Source organism: Amycolatopsis sp. VC5-11, from assembly GCF_037034185.1.
Classification (GTDB): Bacteria; Actinomycetota; Actinomycetes; order Mycobacteriales; family Pseudonocardiaceae; genus Amycolatopsis; species Amycolatopsis nivea.
Window position 1 is genome coordinate 111446 of the sequence record NZ_JBAGKF010000014.1, and the last position, 18568, is coordinate 130013.

The 18568-nt window shown below is 67.9% G+C and carries 14 protein-coding genes; 4 read left to right on the top strand and 10 right to left on the bottom strand.

What is annotated here, in order from left to right:
* Nucleotides 1–11 precede the first annotated feature (11 nt).
* Together WA670_RS32435 and WA670_RS32440 are read right to left on the bottom strand one after the other, a co-directional pair.
* The gene (locus WA670_RS32435) at nucleotides 12–1496 is read right to left on the bottom strand and encodes a hypothetical protein (protein WP_336159991.1); all 1485 of its coding nucleotides are present in this window, start codon (nucleotides 1494–1496) and stop codon (nucleotides 12–14) included.
* Nucleotides 1497–2187: 691 nt separating this feature from the next.
* Nucleotides 2188–5613, bottom strand: coding sequence for a hypothetical protein (locus tag WA670_RS32440; RefSeq protein ID WP_336159993.1), 3426 nt, complete (start codon nucleotides 5611–5613; stop codon nucleotides 2188–2190).
* A gap of 811 nt (nucleotides 5614–6424) precedes the next feature.
* On the opposite strand from WA670_RS32440, the gene WA670_RS32445 reads away from it, so the two are divergent.
* The gene (locus WA670_RS32445) at nucleotides 6425–7162 is read left to right on the top strand and encodes a hypothetical protein (RefSeq protein ID WP_336159995.1); all 738 of its coding nucleotides are present in this window, start codon (nucleotides 6425–6427) and stop codon (nucleotides 7160–7162) included.
* Between the two features lie 39 nt (nucleotides 7163–7201).
* On the opposite strand, the gene WA670_RS32450 is transcribed toward WA670_RS32445, so the two are convergent.
* The 6 genes from WA670_RS32450 to WA670_RS32475 form a co-directional block, all read right to left on the bottom strand.
* Entirely contained in the window at nucleotides 7202–7837 is a 636-nt protein-coding gene (locus tag WA670_RS32450) for a hypothetical protein (protein ID WP_336159997.1), read from the bottom strand.
* A gap of 541 nt (nucleotides 7838–8378) precedes the next feature.
* On the bottom strand, nucleotides 8379–9188 hold the full coding sequence (locus WA670_RS32455; protein WP_336159998.1) for a hypothetical protein: 810 nt from the start codon (nucleotides 9186–9188) through the stop codon (nucleotides 8379–8381).
* Nucleotides 9185–9787, bottom strand: a complete 603-nt coding sequence (locus tag WA670_RS32460; RefSeq protein ID WP_336160000.1) for an RNA polymerase sigma factor — start codon at nucleotides 9785–9787, stop codon at nucleotides 9185–9187. The genes WA670_RS32455 and WA670_RS32460 overlap by 4 nt, the downstream gene beginning before the upstream one ends.
* Nucleotides 9774–10022 carry a hypothetical protein gene (locus WA670_RS32465; protein ID WP_336160003.1) on the bottom strand — a complete coding sequence of 83 codons (249 nt, stop codon included), beginning with the start codon at nucleotides 10020–10022 and terminating at the stop codon, nucleotides 9774–9776. The genes WA670_RS32460 and WA670_RS32465 overlap by 14 nt, the downstream gene beginning before the upstream one ends.
* Nucleotides 10023–10366: 344 nt before the next feature.
* Nucleotides 10367–10972: a hypothetical protein gene (locus WA670_RS32470; protein WP_336160005.1), complete on the bottom strand. Its 606-nt coding sequence runs from the start codon at nucleotides 10970–10972 to the stop codon at nucleotides 10367–10369.
* Between the two features lie 117 nt (nucleotides 10973–11089).
* Nucleotides 11090–11323 carry a hypothetical protein gene (locus WA670_RS32475; RefSeq protein WP_336160007.1) on the bottom strand — a complete coding sequence of 78 codons (234 nt, stop codon included), beginning with the start codon at nucleotides 11321–11323 and terminating at the stop codon, nucleotides 11090–11092.
* A gap of 204 nt (nucleotides 11324–11527) precedes the next feature.
* On the opposite strand from WA670_RS32475, the gene WA670_RS32480 reads away from it, so the two are divergent.
* Complete coding sequence (locus WA670_RS32480) at nucleotides 11528–14116, top strand: hypothetical protein (protein ID WP_336160008.1); 2589 nt, start codon at nucleotides 11528–11530, stop codon at nucleotides 14114–14116.
* A 307-nt stretch (nucleotides 14117–14423) separates the two neighbouring features.
* Here WA670_RS32480 and WA670_RS32485 read toward each other — a convergent pair whose 3' ends face one another.
* Both WA670_RS32485 and WA670_RS32490 read right to left on the bottom strand, forming a co-directional pair.
* Entirely contained in the window at nucleotides 14424–16016 is a 1593-nt protein-coding gene (locus WA670_RS32485) for a relaxase/mobilization nuclease domain-containing protein (protein WP_336160010.1), read from the bottom strand.
* Nucleotides 16013–16345: a hypothetical protein gene (locus WA670_RS32490; protein WP_336160011.1), complete on the bottom strand. Its 333-nt coding sequence runs from the start codon at nucleotides 16343–16345 to the stop codon at nucleotides 16013–16015. Before WA670_RS32490 ends, WA670_RS32485 begins: the two co-directional genes overlap by 4 nt.
* A gap of 595 nt (nucleotides 16346–16940) precedes the next feature.
* On the opposite strand from WA670_RS32490, the gene WA670_RS32495 reads away from it, so the two are divergent.
* Together WA670_RS32495 and WA670_RS32500 are read left to right on the top strand one after the other, a co-directional pair.
* On the top strand, nucleotides 16941–18062 hold the full coding sequence (locus WA670_RS32495; RefSeq protein ID WP_336160013.1) for a tyrosine-type recombinase/integrase: 1122 nt from the start codon (nucleotides 16941–16943) through the stop codon (nucleotides 18060–18062).
* Entirely contained in the window at nucleotides 18059–18391 is a 333-nt protein-coding gene (locus WA670_RS32500; protein ID WP_336160015.1) for a helix-turn-helix domain-containing protein, read from the top strand. The genes WA670_RS32495 and WA670_RS32500 overlap by 4 nt, the downstream gene beginning before the upstream one ends.
* The last annotated feature ends 177 nt before the right edge of the window (nucleotides 18392–18568 follow it).

Genomic DNA, 18568 nt, shown 5'->3' on the forward strand with positions numbered 1-18568 from the left:
GCGCATTCGTGTCAGAAGAACTTGCCGAGGGCGTCCTGCCAGGCCGTGACGGTGCTGGCGAGCATCGTGGCGCTTTTGGCGGCGTCGGTGACGGCGCCCAGGGCCAGCCGGGCGCGGCTGAGTTTCCGGTCGTCGTCTGGCTGGGCTGCGGCTTCGGCGATGTCCTCGACGTTGTAGAAGAGGTCTGCACGCCGGTTGTCGTCGAGGTCGGGGTCTTGGGCGACGGCATTGGTGAGGGCTTGGATCGCGTCGGCGAGGCGGTCGTCGCCGCGCTCGGTGACAGGCGTCAGCACGTTCTTGATGTCGCGGACCCTGCTGTCGATGACGAGGGTGCCGTACATGCTCGCGCCGATGTGGATGTTGGTGCCGGTGCCGGTGCTGGGTTTGGAATCCCGCGCGTACTTGTCCATGCGGCCGTGGACCTCCGTGAGGTAGTTGAGTGCGATGGTGATGTAGGCGACGCGGAGGAGGCGGTAGCTCTCCTGCGCGAGGCCGTCGGCGGGCATGTTGAGGGCACCGAAGCCTTCGACGACCCGGTCGAGCCGACGGCGGATCAGTTCGGTCTCGAATCCGTGCAGCACTCCGCCGTCCAGCTTCCATGTCCATTCGTCGAACTCGTCAGGCCAGGATCCGGACAGGGCGGCCTCGCGCAGTGCGGTGGCGTGCTCGATGAACTTCGCGAGGCTTTCTTCGATCGATTCTCGTGTCTCGCCAGATTTGAGCGTGGCCTCATCGGGCGGGTGCAGCAGCGGGAGCATTTCGGGCAGCGGGAGCGCGGGCAGGCTGGTCGAGAGCGCGGCCAGCGCGGTGTGTGTCTCCTCGATGAGGGTTTCCCATTGCCCGAGCGGGAGCACCGCCAACCCCGAGCCGTCGTCCGCGTACCCGTGGGTGACGCTCACCTTGCCGGGAAACCGCTGTATCAGTGGGGTCATCGTCTCCCGTAACACCCGCCCGGCTTCGGGATGAACCTCCGAGAGCAGCCACGACCGCGAGCCTGCCCAGGCGGAGATGTCGCCGAGCGAACCGGCCGCTTCGCTGGTAGGACGGGAACCCGACAAAGAAGTCCACGCCCAGTAGGTCCTGTTGTTGGTTACCTTGCGTTCCCGCAGACGCGTCTGCTGGCACAGGCCCGTCGCGGGCGGAGGCACCGCATCGGCGTGTGCCCGTGCCTCGTCGGCGACAACACGGGTGATCTCGGTGACGATGTCGCGGATCGCATGACGAGCCCGGTCCGAGTCGACGAGAACATCCCGCGCATTCACCGCCGGCGTCTGCACCGCGCCCGGATCGCGTGGATTCCGCGGTTTGGCATCATCGACGGTCCGTCGCCCCGACACCGCCTCCTGCTCCGCGTTCGATTCCTTGACCCTGTCCGCCACCCAGCAGACGAAGGCGACGATCCCGGCCAGAACAAGAAACACGGACAGACCAGACGGGCCGTCGCCACCAGCGGACGACGAGGCCGCCAGGACATCGGTGACCGCGCGCAACACCACCACACCCCTCCCCGCCGTGCGGCACACCGCGCACCACGCAGGGGCAGGCCCGAGTGTGAGCACGCTCTCACTGCATGATGCCAGGTTTCGGCTCGGCAAAGCCTCAGTTGCGAACATCCGGAAATCGGTCACACCAGACCGGCAAAACCACCTGCCTCAGTGCTGAGGCGACAGAAACTGCGCACAGCGGGCGACAGTTATCTCGCACAGGAGACCGCGAGCCACCAGGCCGTTTGGCGCACCAAGTGACAACTAGCGCCAGCCAGTCCCGCAGCTGCGGGTACGCGTCCGCGGATCCGTTCCCGTCGAGCCGAAGCTCCGCCTCCACCTGAACCCTTCTCGCCCGGCCGATGCCGATCACGGCAGCGCCTGGTCCTCGCGCCGGGCGGGCACCCGACCGGCGGCGGCCCGAACCGGCACTGTGCGTATCCTCGCAGCAGCAGGGCGTACGGGGAGGCGGGTCGGCACGACTGCCCGGCTCTGCGACCTTCCGGATGCTCTCGACGTCGCCCGCGGTGCTGGAGTGAGCCTGTCCCGACTGTCGCGGCACTGCGGCTGCGAGCCGGGACGCGGTGGGAATTCGCCGTCGGCGTGTGCGCCACGCGGGCCGGAAGCCGCTGTATGGCAGCGACCCGGCTCGCGGCGGTGACAGATGCGGCCGGCGCGCGCGGTGTTGTGGTGCTCGCGGGTTTCATGCCGAGCCGCCGCGGACGTGGACGTCGCCGTAGACGGCTCCGAGCTGCAGGACGGTTCGTGCGTTTCCGGCGTTCGCGTTGCGCACCTGACGGATCTGTTGCGTCGTTGTTTCGGGCGGCTTGTGGGCGGCCCGGGGGTAGCGGGGCGTGTCGTCGATGTCCATCTGCCACGGTGCGGAGATCTCGCCCTGGAGCGTGATGCCGTGCGCGCGCAGGTCGACGAGCCGTCGGGGCGTGTTCGGGGCGGCGGGGCGGCGGGCGCGCAGGTCTCCGAGGCGTTCGGACGTCTCGAGGGCGGTCAGGGCCTGCTGGATTTTTGCGGGCGTGTTCTCCTGGTTGCGAGCGACGGTGTCGTCGCCGTGCAGGAGCGCGTGCAGGTAGTGGGCGAGCGCCTGCTTGTGCTCGCCGGTTCGGGCGAGGTGATCGCCGAGGGCGTGGTGCGCGCGGATGTCGCCGGCTTCGATGCCCGCGCGCAGCAGTTCGAGAGCCTGTGCGCGCAAGGCGGCGGCTTTCGCGCGGTATCGGCCGGCTTGCTCGGCGTAGCGGGTCTCCTCTTCGGCGAGGCGGGCCGGGTTGCCCGGCATGTTGTCGTCGTCGGCGAGGAGCGCGGCGGAGGCGGAGGAGGCGGCGGCTTGGGCGCGGCGCTGGTCTGCTTCGGCGGCGCGGCCGGCGTGCAGGAGCGCCTGGGCCACGGGCGCGATCGCTTCGGGATCGTCGTGGTCGAGGCAGCGTCGCGCGAGACCGATCGCGTCCTCGACGCGGTCCTGGTGAACCCACGCCGCGGCGAGCGGGCCGTCCGTGCCGGGCATTCCGGCCGCTCGTGCTTGTTCCAGGGCGGCGACGGCCTCGGAGAACCGCTGGGTCTGCGCGAGGACCTCTCCCGCACGCAGGTAGCCGGAAGGGTAGCCCTCGGCCGCGGCGGCGAGGAACAGTTCGGCCGCGAGGGCGAGTTGCGGTGGCGGCGAGTCGAAGGGGACGGTGCCGTTGCTCTGGTGACGGGGCAGGGCTTGGCGCCGCTCGCGGGCGCCGGCGAGCGCGAGTGCCTCGGCGACCCAGGCCAGCGCGCGGCCTCGCGGGCTGTTGGCGCGGTGGGCGTAGGCGTCGGCGACGGACGCGGCGATGTCCTGGCCGTCCAGGAAACGGAGGAACGGCAGCAAGACCGTCGGGTTGCTGATGTCGGCGTTCGCGACGAACCAGGGCAGCGCTTGCGCAGCCTTTCCCCCGTGGCACAAAGGAAGCGCGACGGCGGCGAAGTCCGGTGCGGCGTTTGCGTGCTCGGCGCTCTGGCAGAACGCGAATGCGTCGTGGGTCGATCCTTCGGCTGCCGTGAGCGCGGCGGCGCGAGCCCGCGCGTCGGGAAGTCCGTGCTCGTGTGCGTCTCCGAGGCATTCGAGCGCGTCCTCGACGGAATCCTGCGCGGCGAAGGCCTCGGCGACTGCGCCAAGGATCGTGGGGTCGCCGTCCTGCGCGGCGAGCATCGCGTAGTGCCGTGCCTGGTCGGGGCGCCCGCGCTCGAGGCAGATGCGAGCAGCGAGGGGCACGGCGCCGGCAATCCCGTATTCGAGTGCGACGAGACACCAGTTGAGTGCTTCTTTCGGATCCTGCGCGAGGTGAAGCTCGGCACCGACGAGGTGGGCGTGGTGGCTCCCGTTCTTGGCCTGTCGGCGCAGCATCGTGACGGCGGCGTCGGTGCCGTAGGCGTCGGTCATGATCTCCGCCGCGAGTTCCACCGCGTCGGCCCGGCCCTCGGCGATCAGCGGGTCCAGCCACGCGAGGGCATGCTCGGCCCCGTGGCGGTCGACGACGAGATTCGCAGCGGCGAGGAGGGCTTCCGGGTCGCCGTGCTCGGCCAGGTACTGGAACTCGGTGATCGCCGAGTCCTGGTCGCCGAGTTCGATGTGGGCGAATGCGCGGCACCGGCGGGCGGCCGGACTGTGCCGTTCCGGGCGCCAGTTCGTCCACACAAGTACGTCCCGCGCCCTGTCCTTCGCCCGCTTGCCAGCGTCGGCGTCGGCGTCCGGCTGCGCGCGTTCCTTCGCGACCAGCGACAGCAAGAGCTGTGCGGCCGCGGCGAACGCCGCCTCGTCGCCTTCGTCGGCGAGGCGCTCGTACTGCTCCACCGCATCCGGGACACGCCCCGCGTCGCGGAGGACCTCGGCCAGCGCGCGGCGCGCTCCTTCGACGCCGCCGCGGATCGCGCGCTGGTACAGCTGGACGCAAATGCGCAACAGCCCCCGGCGGCGCGCTTCCTCGGCCAGCGCCGTCAGGCTGCCGCGGCCGGCGTGGGCGACCAGCACCGGCCACAGCGCGGGGTCGACGCTCGCGCTGGCGCCCGCGTTGCGGACATGACGCCACTCCAGCAAGTCGTGCAGGCTGTACTCGGTGCCCTCCGTGTCGATGTCGGCCGCGGGATCGGCGGGGTGTGCGCGCAGGGGGCTGACGTTCCCGGCTCGTGGACGGGTGAGGTCGGCGGCGGCTGTGTCGAACCAGTCTGGCGGCAGCGAATTCAGGACGGACTCCGACAGCAGAGCGCGTGTCCCGTGCTCGAGCACGGCGCGGGGCAGCCGGCGGTCGTGGCCGAGCAGGAGGGCCTGGGTCGCGCAGGCCAGCACGGTGCTGGCCGCCTCGGTGTCGACGCGGTGGGCGAGCACCGGGATGGCCGCGAGGTACTGGACCACCCGGCCGTCGCGCGCGCCGGCCGCGGCCTCGGCCACCCGGGGATCGCGCGACGCGGCCGCGCGGCGGACCTCGGCGGGGCTGAACTTGCCCCGCACCTCGATCAGGTGGCTGTCGAGCAGGAGGCGACGGACATGCGGGTACAGGTCAGCGCTTCCCGGACAGTGCGGGGCGGTGAGTACGCCGAACGGCGACGGGCGCAGCGTGAGGAAGATCAGCACCGGAAACCGGACGCGCAGTGTCCGCAGGGCCTTCGCGATGGCTTCGCCGATGCTGGCGTCGCCGAGAACGTACCTGTCGAAGCCGGGCAGCCACAGGACAGTCCTGGGCCCGATCGTCGGGATCGCGGCGGCCAGCGCGGCGGCCGGATCCGGGCTCATCTCCGGGTACACCAGCCAGTCGCGCAGCAGCGGTTCTCCGGTGCCGGGGTCGAGCCGATGGATCGCTTCCCAGAACGCGCGTTTCATGCCTGCGGTGCTGTCGCTGAACAATGTGATCACTGCGCTCACGCCGCCGTGCGCCTGCTTGATCTTCTCGGCCAGCACTTCGTCGTGTGCGCGCGCGATGTAGTCGGTCAGCCCGCGGTTCCCGCCCCGGATGATCGGACCTGATTCCGTCGCGTTCCACGCGGGGATCGAGGCGATCTCCAGCATGTCGGGTTCGCACGAGGACAACGGCACGCCCGCCCAGCCGGACCGTGCCGAGAGTTCGGCAGATTCCTCCCACTCGTCATCAGACACGTTCATCCGATCTCAGGCTCCTCGCACACGACACGACTCGAACTGGCCCGCGACGCTCCCGGACCACCGACTGACCGTGCCCGTCCAGGCGGAAAACCGTCCACCCTGGACGGGCGGCCCGCGCCGAACGGTCAGCGGGATCTGCCGAACTGCCCCGGAGTTCGTTACCCCGCGCGGCCCGTTTTCGCTCGAACGTGTGCATCTGCACGAGCGTCCTCACCGTTGAACGCCGGGGCAGCGCACGGGAATCCTCGTCGCGCGGCAGCACTGCGTCCGGTTTTCGCGGATGTGCGCGGAAAAAGCCGGCCGATCCGCACAATCGGTCGGCGCCGCCGTCGTTGTCCGCTCCGCGGCGCTCCCGGGATCCGCGCGGTCCGCGCACCGTTCGCCGCAGACCTGGCGACAGCCCATAGCGGACAGGACCGTGCCGTGCTACGGCAGCGCGTGCAGGCAGGGCTCGCATCCTTGAACATCACGTGCGAGAGCGGCGGGCCGGACGCGAGGGAGATGACCCATTGGTTTATCCCGGCGCAGGCGCAAACGGGGTTCGACCGTGTTCTGGTCTCGCACGAGCGGCACCGGAAACGTCCGCGCGGATGTTGCGAAGTGCTCGGCAGCAGGGAGATCTGTTGCCGGTACCGGCGCGGACGTCGGTCACGGCGGGCAGTCTTGTGGGCGCGGTGTTCGAGCACCGACCTGTCAGTGAGAAGGGGTGACGGGCCGTTCAGCGGAGCCGCGTCTCACCGGCCGACGGCTCGGTCCGGCACGCTCTGAGGCAGGATGTGACGCCACGCCGGACGCAATCGGGGGCTCTGGGATGGACTTCAAACGGCAGGCTCGTGCTCAGCTGACGCGGCTCAACGCGCATCGCGGTTCGATTCTCGCCTGCGTTGCGGTCGTGCTCGTCGCAGTACTGTCGGCAGTCTGGCTCGACAACAGTGACGCGTGGGCTGGGCTGGGGCAATGGGCGGGCGCGTTCGGTTCGGTGCTCGCGGTGACCGTCGCCTTGCGCGTTTCCCAGCGGGAGGCAGACAACGCACGGCAGCTCGCGCAATCGCAAGCCGACCGCGAGGACGAGTACCGGCGCGTTGAAAAGGCCGAAGGCGAGCTCGAACAGGCACGCTTGGTTGTAGCTGCCATCGAATACCCGAGCTTCGACGAAGAGCTCAATTTCAAGAACCGCACCGGATACGACCCTCCGATCGGAGTCCGCATCACCAACTTCAGCCCGCGCCACGTGCTCAACCCCCGCATTGAAGGGTTCATCCACCAGAACGGGGGCACGATCGCCTGGGACGTCGAAGTCGAATTTCCCGGAGGCTACGAGGCCGCGCCGTCGGTGCTCGGCACTGGCAAAGATGACCTGGTGCCGGTTTCGCTCAAGTACGACCCGGCGATCACCGACGACGACTACCCACTCCGCACGAAAGTCATCTTCGGCTTCACTGACGCCGACGGACGCCGCTGGCGCCGCTTCGGAAACGACAACCTACAGCGTGTAACCGTCGATGACAGGTTCGTAGCCGAAGGCCCGGACTGGTACCGAGCGAGCTGACAGCGGTGCCGAATCGCGCGCCCGTGGCCGGGTCGCGTATCACCGGAGTGGGCCAGGCGGAAGAGGTGTCCTGCCGGTCTGCTTCGGGTTCTCGCTTGAGTTACGGGCCGTCGGCCTTTCACCGTTGTACGCGGCAACCGACCACAGCAAGAGAAGGGCAAGAGGGAAAGTGATCAAAAAAAGGTTCTCTAGCAAATTCCTCCAAAAGGTGCTCAGTACTCGTTGCCGCTCATGGCGGTCGCCTCCGGAAATCAGCGCTAGGCCAAGTATTGCGCCGGTTACTTCCAGGCAGATGAGAGCGGCGTCTTGAAATCCTAATCCCTGCACTGCGGGAAGAAAGAAGACCCACGCCAGGGGTGGAGCGCTGGAATGGATCGCGAGTATCCTTGCTGCGCCGATATTGAACAGGACTCCTGCGACGACGGCCGCTCCGACGAACAGTGCGTGATGTCGAGGTTCCGAAACCCATGCAGAAATGGGCGCAAGGCGTCTGTCGGTACCGTTGATTCCAAGGTAGTCGCCGACACGCATGATTATGGCTGCCGGATCGGTGACATGAGCAAGGATGGAAAACCCGAGCCATAGGGTGACAATGCTGCCAACTAGTCCGTACAAGGATCGGTGCAGAAGCTTCTCGCTAATGCCTTTGGTGGTCATCGCTTCAATAAGCGCCATCACGTCCCCTTGGCGTAAGGTGGAGGTTCTTTGAACTATTTCAGGGAAATCGGCGTGAGTCAGGCATGGTTCTGAGTCGGGGCAAGCTGTCGATCTTGCTCACGTTGGGGTTGTTCACGCTATCGGTGCGCCGCGAACCGGCGCTTCGGGAAGGCCAGACGCGCAGGCGGAGAACGTCTCGCGTCGGGAATTGCCTGAGGCGACGCGGACTGGGCGGACGAACGAACGATAGGCACCTACTCCGACGCGGTCTCTGGAGCATCGTCCGCGTCAGCGGCGTCTCGCTTGGCCTTCAGGATGGCGAGGTTCTGCTTCGTGAAGCGGCCCCCCGGCCTCTGTTGCGTCGACACTTCTCTTGATGCCGGAAGCCGCTGCGTCGATCTTCCCGGCATCGACGTGAAACCCAGGCCCGTCCACTACAGAAATCCACCCCTCGGATGCCGACTGTAGCCGCCATTGTCGAGAGAACTGGGTCTGCTGCGCAACCGGTTCGGTGAACTTCCCCCGCCTCACGCTCCGTCTCGCCGGTCGATTCCGCCGGTCAGCCGGCTCCGGCAGGAGTGATCGACCAGTCCTCGGCGTCATCGAAGAGCTTTTCCACTGCCGTCCCGACCTGCTTCAGGCAAAACCGCAAGTCCCCGAGCGACTCACGTTGCCGTGCTGCCGCTTCGTTTCGCCGACTACTTTTCTGGAGGCGATGCCAACGTGCGGTCACGAAGCACGCCGCGCCGATGGCTATGGTGCAGGCCAAAAACACGCACCTCCCGAAGTAAGTGGTTTCGCCTACGTACATGCCCGCCCCGCAAATAACCGCCGTTGCAATGGTGGCGTGCTGCAAGGCGGCGAACTGTGAAACAAGGCTCTCGCCTCTGACCAGGGCAGGGGCCTCACACGCCAGGTGTTTGCTCGCTTCTGCCAGGCGTGTGTTCATGGCCTGCAGCGTCGCGCGGGCACCCTCTCGGCTTAGCGTGCGCTGAGCGAGTTGTTCGTCCAGGTGTTCGAGGCCTTGGCGAATGCTGACGACTTGCCCTGAGGCCATCTGGCCGAGGGCGTCCGGTCCGGACGGGAATTCGTCGATCAGGGCAAGGGCGCAGGCGATTTGGGTGCTGACTGAATGCGGAGGCGCGGCGGGTGCCGTGTCAGGGTTCCGGGCTTGCGCAGGTGCGTCGGCCGGTGCGGTGCCGCCATAGGGCAAACGTGACGGCGTCTGAGCGGCGTTCGCTGGAACGAGGGAAGCCAAACCCGCCACGGGATCGAGAGTGCGGTCGAGGGCGTCGTCGAGACGCGCAACGGCGGCGTCGAGAACGGCGTCGAGTTCGTCGTCGCTCATCGAGTGTTCATGGGCGGTCATCGCTCGTCCTCCCTCTGCCTGTCGGCAAGGACGCGCGCTTTCAGGCTTGTGCGAGCACGGGCGGCGGCTTTGGCCACCGCGCTGGGCGTGGTGCGGATCAGCTTCGCGATCTCGAGGTGGGTGAAGCCCTCCATGACGTAGGCCATCACCACCCGTTGCTGTTCGGGCAGCGGTGCGAGCAGTTCGCGGACGTCGCGGGCTGCCTCGGCGACCTCGGCGCAGTCTTCGGGCGCGAGGAGGGCGGCGGCCGTCGAGTCCGGCACGACGTCGACGAGAGTTTCGTGCTGGGCGGAAACCGGTTTCCGGTACAGCGCCCACGTGGCGTGCTGGCGTGCCCATCCTCTGGGTGATCTGATCTGCTCCCATTTCGGGAACATGTCGGCCAGCACGTTGTGGGCGATGTCGGCGGCGTCGTGCGCGCTGGTGCCGAGCATCATGAGGAACCGGACCAGGCTGCGGGCGTCGGCCCGGTAGTACTCCGCGAAGCTCGCGAACTCTGGCAGTCCGAAGCAGTCGCCGGCGTCCGCCGCGACGGCGTGCGCCACTCGTGTCCTGGCTCGCGGGAGTAGGTCAGTGCCGGTCGCATCACCGGTGCTCATGTTTCTCCCACGCGGGCACTGCCGGGGCGGGAGACGGGTCTATCTCCACCAGAGTGCACCCGTCCGGGTCGATCGCGGTGAGCCTGCTACCGCGCGGGAGTCCTGCCGACGTCCTGCGCCGTTCCTGCTCGCGTCGTTCACGACGTCGCTCCCGGCGGGACTCGATCGCGATTTTCGTGGCGCAGAGCATCGCGATCACGACGATCGCCACGACCGCCGCCATCGTCCCAGTCATGCGAACTCCTTTTCGGGAAGCAGGCCCGGCACAACGCGGCCGGTTGCCTTATTAGGGTTCCTCCGCTGCCTTTTCCGGACTATTCGCAGTTCATCCGGGGTGCGGGCGGGGCTGTCCGCCGGGTGGTGTTCGAGCGTCGGAGCGGGCACTCGCTCCGGTAGCCCGGTGCCAACTGCTTCTGCCAACCGGTCGAGTACGTGTTGCCCGGCGGAGGGAAGGCGGGGCCGATTCAGCAGAGCCGAGGCATTGGAGGCGGACATGCGGCCGAGCTTGCCCGTCAGCATCTGGTTATGGAGCCGAGCAACTGCTCCGCATCCGACGGCGTGCGCGGATGTGCTTTCCGGTCAGGCGAGTGCAGCTTCTGCAATGCGAAGACCCTTCGTGTCGACCACGTACTCCGACTCCTCGCGGACGGTGTTGCGCGCGAGCAACCGACCCGGTTCGACGAGCGCCGTCCATACCCGGCCGGCGGGCCTGCCTCGAAGCCCGCCGGCCGCGTAGCGACGGGCGGTATCCTGGTCGTCGGTCCATGACCAGTCGCCTCGTCGTTCGGCAGCCTCGCCGCGGAACAGGCGCAACTGCTTCTCCGGCCGGGGGACGGGGAGGCCGTCGTGGGTATACCCGGCGACGGCGAACAGAATCCGCCACACGTCGTGACCGAGCTGCCTGTCGGGGTACTCGGCCATGGCCCAGGTTTCGCCGATCGTGCGGGCGAGGTCGGTTTCAGTGATCAGGTGATGCACGTGCGCGGCTGCGAGCAGCAGCGGGCCGTCGGCGCGCGGGAGCTGCAGCAGCGCCGTATCGACCTCGTCTGCGGAGAGCAGCGTGCCGCGCGCGCATTTCCTCGACGAGTTCTCTGACGTCGAACGTGACCGGGAACGAGAAATTCGCGCCTGCAGAGGTGGGGGCGGTCTGTGCCATGCCGTCATCGTCGCGGACGAAGCAGGCATGCAGCCACGAGGCGTCCCCGAAGTCGTTGTTGGCCGTGGGACAGAAGCGGAATGGGCCTCGTTCGGAGGAAGGTCGGAAGCTCGTGGCTGAGCAGATCCGAGAACAATCATCCTCAGCTAACTGCGGCGGGTTCGGGTGCCTCCGTGAAGTTCCAGCACCCGCAGGGCGTGCGCGCTGGTGGCGATCTTGCCGCTGACGCGGAGCCGGATGATCTGCGTGACGGTCACCTGGGCTGCTGCGAGAGCGACTCCGGTGAGCGCCACGGTGACAGCGCACCAAGTCGGCAGGGCTGGGCAGAGGGCTGTGCCGCCCGCGGCAGAGGCGAGCAGCGCGATCGGTTTCGGCCTCATCGTCACCGCCTCTCGTGTCTTCGCCGCCGCGAGCCGGTCGGCGTAACTCCAGGATGACGGCGGTCGCTGAGCCGGTCAGCACATCCATCGGGCACGGCGACGGCATGGGCGATGGATGGCCGCGTCAATCGCACGGTCGTCGTTGTCGGCACGGCCTTCGACGGAGGTGCGGGATGCGGCTGTGGACGACCCGGGTGGGAAGCTGTGGCGATGGTGCAGCCGGACCTCGCCGCAGCCCAGGAGCTGTGCGCGCGCCTCGTCGAGTTCAAGAAACGCTGCAAACTGTCGTACGAGAAGCTCGGAGAGCTGGCTTCGTGCAGCAAGGGGACGGCCGAGAACTACATCGCCAAGCCTGGTCACGGGCGCGGGCAGGGCATCCTCGACTCGTTGCTCACCGCGCTCGACGTCACCGACTCCGAGCGCGAAGAGGCCTTGCGGTTGTACCGGCTCAGCCAGCCCTGCAGACCCGACCCGGGGGCGGCGGGGTGGGCGGCCGCTGCAGCGGCCGCCCACTGCACGGTATGGGAGCTAGAGGAGTTCACCCCAGCCGAGGCGACCGTGCATCCGGCCATCCGCCGCGGCCGGGTTCTCCCCGGCGACCCGAACAGCATCCCGTCACCGCCTTCCTACGTGCTGCGCGATCACGATGCGTTGCTTCGCGCGGACATCGGCGCCGCGGCGCGTGGCGAACTATCGGCGATGATCGTGCTGCGCGGCGGACCTTCGACAGGGAAGACCCGATCCCTGTTCGAGGCCGTCCACGCTCTCGGGCCAGGGTGGACTGTGATCCGTCCTCGATCAGCTGCGGCGCTTCGCGCTCTGGCAGCATCCGATCTCTTAGACCGTCGGCGGTGCGTGCTGTGGCTCAACGAATTGCAGGTCTTCCTCGGCCCCGACGGGGCAGGGCTCACACTCGACGTGCTGCGCGACCTGTTCGGCGCCACCGGCTATCGCAATGGCGCAACGAGCCGAAGCCTGCAGCCTCTCGTGATCGTGGCGACCCTGTGGCAGGAGAAGCTCCGTGACGCCACTGCGCCCGAAGATCATTTCAGCGACAATCGGAATCTGCTCGTCTCCGCGAACCAGTGGGTGCGCTGGCACGACATCCCCCGCGACTTCTCCCCGCGTGAACGCGACCAAGCTCGCGAAGTCGCCGAGAACACCGGCGACGACCGCCTCGGGGCGGCTCTCGATGACCCGGACCGCATCGGATTCGCCCAAACCCTCGCCGGGGGCCACGAAATCCTCCAGCACTACCTGACCGCGCCGACCCGCATGGACCAGTTGCTGCTCGACGCCGCAGGAGACGCACGTCGCCTCGGCCACGCCAGCCCCATGCCCGCCCCCTTGCTGCGCGCAATCGCCACGGCGCTGTGGCGCGAAGAACGCGGCCAGGCCAGCCTGCCGCCAGACTCGTTCGAGACCGCGTTCGCCTACGCCACGCAGCCGCTCCGCTCCACGCAAGGCGTCCAAGCCCTCATACCGATCGACAGCGACTACGACGCCGACATCGAGGACGCTGCCTACGAACTTGCCGACTACCTCGAACAGCACCTCAGCCGCGCTCGGATCACACGTTCAGCCACGGAAGTCGTATGGAACGCGCTGCGCGAGCACACCACGTCCCCCGACGACTTGCACAACGTCGCCAGAGCTGCGCTGAATCGCGGCCACATCCAATACGGCGAGGCGCTCCTCCGAGCCGCGGGCACCGGCGAGGCACTGGAGGAGCTGGCTCGATGGCTGGCAGGCCAGTCGGGACGTGAGCAGGAAGCTGAGCAGGCCTACCGGGACGCCATCCCCATCGGCCACCGTTACGTGCTGGGTGGCTTCGTCATGTGGTTGGAGGGACAGCCCGGACGCGCGGGAGATATCGAAAAGATATTGCAGGACGTCATCGCCGACGGCCACCCCTCCGCGCCGATCGAGCTTGCTCGCTGGCTGGAGAGACAACCCGGCCGCGAAGAAGAAGCCGGGCAGTCCTATCGAGAGGCCGCCGCCGACGGCCATCCCTTTGCGCGTGCCGCGTTCGCTGGGTGGCTGGCGCAGCAGCCTGGCCGTGTGAAACAAGCGGAGAAGGAGTACCGGGCCCTCGTCGCCGACGGCTATCCCTTTGCTCTTGTCTTGTTGGCTGGGTCTCTGGAGCGGCAGCCTGGCCGCGCGGGAGAAGTGGAGAAGGCGTACCGGGCTGCGGGCCTCCAAGGTCGACGCATGTTCGCTGACTGGCTGTCACGGCAGCCCGGCCGCGCAGGAGAGGCCGAAGAAGAGTTCTGGGCGCTACTCGCAGACAGCAACGAGGCACCGTTCACCCTTGATTGGTTCGTTAGATGGCTGGAGAAACAGCCTGGCCGCGAGAACGACATCGAGAAGGCACATCGCGCTGCTGCTGCCGCAGGCGACGCTCACGCGCTTTGCAAGCTTGCTCAAAGGCTGTCACGGCAGCCTGGCCGCGAAGGAGAAGCCGAGAAAGAGTACCGGGCCGCCATCGCCGCCGGCGACACCTCCGCGCGTCGAGAACTCGCCCATTGGCTCGGCAAACAGCCCGGTCGAGAGAAGGAAGCAGAAGAGGAGTACCAGGGCTGCGTTGCCGACGGCGGGGCCTGGACATTTCACGACTACGCCGAATGGCTCAGAAGTCAGCCGGGTCGCGAGAAAGAAGCGGAGAAGGAGTACCGGAACGCTATCGCCGCTGGCTACTACCGCGCTCGTCGTGATTTCGCCGAATGGCTGAGAAGCCAGCCCGGTCGGGAGAAGGAAGCCGAGCAGATTGCCTACTTCGGACCGGATTACTAATGCCGGGAGCCATGGACGATGGCGGCGGGTGCGTTGCACGCGTCAGCGAGGTGTTGGTGGCGTCCGGGCTGCGGTCGTTGTGGTACTCGCCAGGCTGCGTGGCGCAGGTATCCGCCGCCACCCTAGGAATCCGCCGTTACGACCGACGCCGACGACCAGCCTTCCTGGCCGGCCAAGACGTCCTCGCGTCATTGAGCGGGTCGGATGCTGACTCGGGAATTAGGCGCAGCACCTTAGGCCAGATCTGGTCGATCGGCCTGAACTAGAGTGCTTCCTGAGCGGCCCTGGTGCATCCAAGCCAGCCCGGTCACGTCGGACGGTGCAGTCCCGGATCGCCTCCGCGACGTACGCCGACGTAGCGAGAAGGACGCTGGTTTGGCCGCGCGCGTCCGTCGGAGGGAACTGGAGTTGTTCTCGGGCCGCCCCTGACCGGGCTTACCGACTCCGCGAACGCTGGCAGACGTTCGGCGGCAGTGCGCGCGGCCGCAGCTTGGTGCACCTGGCCGCGCGCTTGCTGCCAGGCAGCGACTTCTGCGATCAGGGCGACGAGCGCGAGCACGAGCGCGACGAGTGCGGCTTTCTCGTTGCCGCGGCCGGTCAACGCCCCCGCTCTGGCTATCTGGCGCGATGCTCGGCGCAGGTCGCGCGCGACAGGTCCTAGCGATGACGGCAGGACGCGGTGCGGCGTGCGCGCTGCGCGGTCGAAGCGTTCGCTGACATCGGTGAGCAACCCGAGTTCGTGTCCTTCGCGTCCTCGGGCCAGCGCGGCTACTACCTCGCCCGTGCCATGCGCGATGGCTGCGGGATCCTCCGATCCACGACGGATCGCGTCGACCGCGTCGCGCGCAATGTCAGCGGCTTCCGTGAGAACCCGTCGGCGATCTGCTGGTGCGACGTGACCGTCTTCGGTGCGAGGCAGAGGGACGTCGACGGGCGGCACGCTCGCCCAGCGTTCGACGAGTTTGGGCCACGTCAGATCCCCGGCCAGTTTGGTGCCGGACCACGGAATCGGTTCGCCGGACGCGCTGACGTCGCCCGGGAGACGCACGGAGTAGCCACGGATTCGACCGGCAGCGTCATGCGTGGTCCTGGGACTGAGGCCTTCCTGGGCCAGTGCGACAAGGAATTCCTCTCCATTGCGCGTGCCCGCGGCGCACTGCCGGACGATCCTGCGCAACTGTTCCCTCGCGGTCTCCCGACGCCCGAGTCTGGCCGCTTTGGCTTTCTCCGCGCGGGTCGGCGTCCGCTGCGCAGTCTTGTCCGCCCCAGCGGTCCGGTACAGGCCGAGTTCGCGTTCGATCTTCTGGCACTCTTTGCGCATCTTCGGATAGTCGTTGCTGGGGTGGAAGCGGTGGCCGGTCGTCTCGGAGACTAGCGTCGCGACGAGGTGGATGTGGTCGTCGCCATGGCGGACCGCGATCCAGCGGCATCCGGCCTGCTGGATCCCGGCCGCTTTCATCAGGCGTTCGGCGATCGTCTCCCACTCGGCGTCGGTGAGGATGCGGTCGGTCGGGTGCACGCGGACCGGGGTGTGCCAGACGTACCCGCGCGAGGCGACCACCCGGTCCTCATTCCGGTCGTAGCGGTAGAACCTGAGCCATGATGGCGCGTCGGGCGGCACGTCGTCGTTCCGGAGCCGGGCTTCCCACTCCGGCGTGATCGGGGGCGGGTTGTTCAGCGGCAGACCGGCTGCTTCGGCGAGTTCCTCCATGGTGGTCTTGAGCGCGCCGAGGTCGAAGTCATGCTCGCCCGGGCCGAGTTTCGGCGGGTGGTGAAGGTGCGGGGCACCGTCCCAGCTTGCGACAACGCGCGGGTTGCGGTGCTCCTCGTTCTTTCCCGGCCCGAACAGGTAGCGGAGAAGGCCGTACGGGCGCCAGCCTCGGTTCGCGTTCGCGATCACGGCAACAACCGGCGCCGGATGTCGGTGAGCAGCGTGTCCGAGGCGTGCACGACGTTGGCGACGAGCCGAAGGACCGTCGCCGCCACGACGGCCTGCTCCACCTGCCCGGTCGAGTTCGCGACGCGGGCGAGATCGTTCACGTTGCCGCCGATGTTGGCGAGCACGCGGCGGTGCTCGCGCAGCTCGTCGATCAGCGCGGTGACGGCCTGCCGCTCGGTGCCCGTGCCGAGGTGCTCGCGCAACGCGGTGTCGTAGGCGGCTTGCGCCACCCACGCGGACGGTCGCATCCCCGCCAGCGCTGCGACCTGGACGATGACCGCCCACTCCATGTCGTCGAACCGGAGAGGAGCGCCGCGTTTCTCCCGACGCCCTCTGCTTGAGTGCTCGCGGTACCCCGCGCCCTTCGTCATAGGCCCCCCAACACCGGGTCTTCGGGGCGGCGCTGCAAGCGCCGTGCCCGACGTCGTTCCGGGTGGGCCAAACCGACGGATCTCTGTTCGCTGTAAGTCCCGCGGGGCGAAGGACCGGTCGTCCGGTTCCTCGCTCGGCGGGTCCGCGTTCGAGGCTACTCTGCGGCCCGCCGGCCTGAGGCTGCGTTTTCAGGCTGCCCGCAAGGGCAGTCTGCCAGGCCGCGCAGCGGCCTGGGGAAAAAGGTTTACCTTTTTCCATATCTTGCTCTCCGTGTCGCGTATTCCGCCTGATGCGAATACGACCCGGTGCGCATCACCGAAAACTGGTGCCGGATGCCGTTGCCCATGACCAGCTAGGACACGTTCAAGGGGTCACACCTTAAGCGTGGCCGGAGATGAACTTGGTGCGACTGGTGCGTCACCTCTTCGAGCGAATGACCTGCTGCGATGCGTGCCAACTCGCATCAGATGCGGGATTCTCGCGTCAGCAGAAAGCGGGAAAGGAAGGTCCTTTGTGGACTCGACACAACCGTCGCCGGGGTCGGTGACGCTGCAGCTGGTCGACGGTGTCAGTCTGCTGCACCCGGACGATCAGGTGTTCGTGGCGATGTTGGACGGCTGGCGCAACCAGCAACTGGCCCGCAACCTTGGATTCGCAACCGTCGAGCGACGAGTGGACGTGGTGCGCGCGTTCACGGCCTACACCAACACGTTCCCGTGGCAGTGGAGCGCTCAGCTCGTTGACGAGTGGCTCGGTGACCTTCGGTCGGTGCGTCAGCTGCGACGTTCGACCTTGCGGAACTACCAGACCGCTGTCCGGTTGTTCTGCGACTTCCTGACCGACCCGAATTACGGCTGGGCCGCAGAGTGCGAACGGCGGTTCGGCACCCATCCGGTGCAGGTGGTGCACGAATGGAACACCGCGGTGCACGTCCAAGCCGCCGAGGGCGATCCGCGCAAACGGGCGCTGACCCTGGACGAACTGGAGGCTTTTTTCGACGCCGCCGACGACCGGGTCGCGCGGATCCGGAAGCTCGGACGCAAGGGCTGGCTTCCGGCCTATCGGGACGCGGTGCTGTTCAAGGTCGCCTACGGATACGGGCTGCGGCGCAACGAGGCACGCATGCTCGACACCGCCGACTTCGGCCGCAATCCGCACGCCCCAGAGTTCGGCAGCCGCGGCGTCTGCAACGTGCGGTTCGGCAAGGCGATGAAGGGTTCCCCGCCGAAACGGCGCACCGTGCTGACGGTCTGGGGATGGACAGTCGAGGTGCTTGCGGAGTGGACGGAGGAGATCCGCCCGATGCTCGCCCGCCCCGGCAACGACGCGCTCTGGCCTTCCGAGCGGGTCGCGCGCGTCGGGCTGCAGCAGATGGACGCGCGGTTCGCCGCGACGCGGGACGAACTCGGCCTGGACCGCGCGCTGGACTTTCACTCGCTGCGCCGTTCCTACGTCACCCACCTCATCGAGGACGGCTGGGACCCGCTGTTCGTCCAGCAGCAGGCCGGCCACGAACACGCCTCCACCACCGCCATCTACAGCTGCGTGTCCTCCGATTTCCGGACTCGAACTCTGCGTCAGGCACTGGACAAGACGATGAAAACGGCACTCGCGGCCGGGGAAAGGAAGCGATGAGGCGCCAGGTCGGCTACCAGTGGAAGCTGCGGGAACTGATGGCCCTGCGCGGCCTGTTCACCACCACCCAGCTCAGCCCGCTGCTGGCCGAGCGAGGAATCGAACTGTCCGCTTCCCAAGTGCACCGGCTGGTCACCGGCACCCCAGAACGCCTCTCGCTGCAACTGCTCGCCGCGCTCTGCGACATCCTGGAAACCACTCCGTCCGAGCTGATCCCCGTTACCGCGGCCAACGCGCAGCAGCGCAAGACCTCCGGGTCCGGCATCGCGGCCGCGCCCGACGATCCGAACCTGCGCCCCAAACGCGTCCGGCTGCGACCGGCCCCGTGACGTCCGCGCTTCGCTGCGTGCGTTGCCGCCGGCTGCGCGCCTACCCCGGGATGCTTCTCGAAGGCCCTATCTGCAACCCCTGCTTCGACGCTGCCGTCCGCGTCTTCGGAACCTGTCCGGGGTGTGGCGTCGAGCGGCTCCTGCCCGGCCTGTCCGTCGACAGAGCGGCCTGCCGGG

Bases quoted from the DNA above. Each gene is read 5' to 3' on its own strand.
- WA670_RS32460 (WP_336160000.1), bottom strand. From the start codon at position 9,787: ATGAGCACCGGTGATGCGACCGGCACTGACCTACTCCCGCGAGCCAGG.
- WA670_RS32490 (WP_336160011.1), bottom strand. From the start codon at position 16,345: ATGGAGTGGGCGGTCATCGTCCAGGTCGCAGCGCTGGCGGGGATGCGA.
- WA670_RS32455 (WP_336159998.1), bottom strand. From the start codon at position 9,188: ATGACCGCCCATGAACACTCGATGAGCGACGACGAACTCGACGCCGTT.
- WA670_RS32445 (WP_336159995.1), top strand. From the start codon at position 6,425: ATGGACTTCAAACGGCAGGCTCGTGCTCAGCTGACGCGGCTCAACGCG.
- WA670_RS32500 (WP_336160015.1), top strand. From the start codon at position 18,059: ATGAGGCGCCAGGTCGGCTACCAGTGGAAGCTGCGGGAACTGATGGCC.
- WA670_RS32465 (WP_336160003.1), bottom strand. From the start codon at position 10,022: ATGACTGGGACGATGGCGGCGGTCGTGGCGATCGTCGTGATCGCGATG.
- WA670_RS32440 (WP_336159993.1), bottom strand. From the start codon at position 5,613: ATGAACGTGTCTGATGACGAGTGGGAGGAATCTGCCGAACTCTCGGCA.
- WA670_RS32450 (WP_336159997.1), bottom strand. From the start codon at position 7,837: ATGGCGCTTATTGAAGCGATGACCACCAAAGGCATTAGCGAGAAGCTT.
- WA670_RS32475 (WP_336160007.1), bottom strand. From the start codon at position 11,323: ATGAGGCCGAAACCGATCGCGCTGCTCGCCTCTGCCGCGGGCGGCACA.
- WA670_RS32470 (WP_336160005.1), bottom strand. From the start codon at position 10,972: ATGCCTGCTTCGTCCGCGACGATGACGGCATGGCACAGACCGCCCCCA.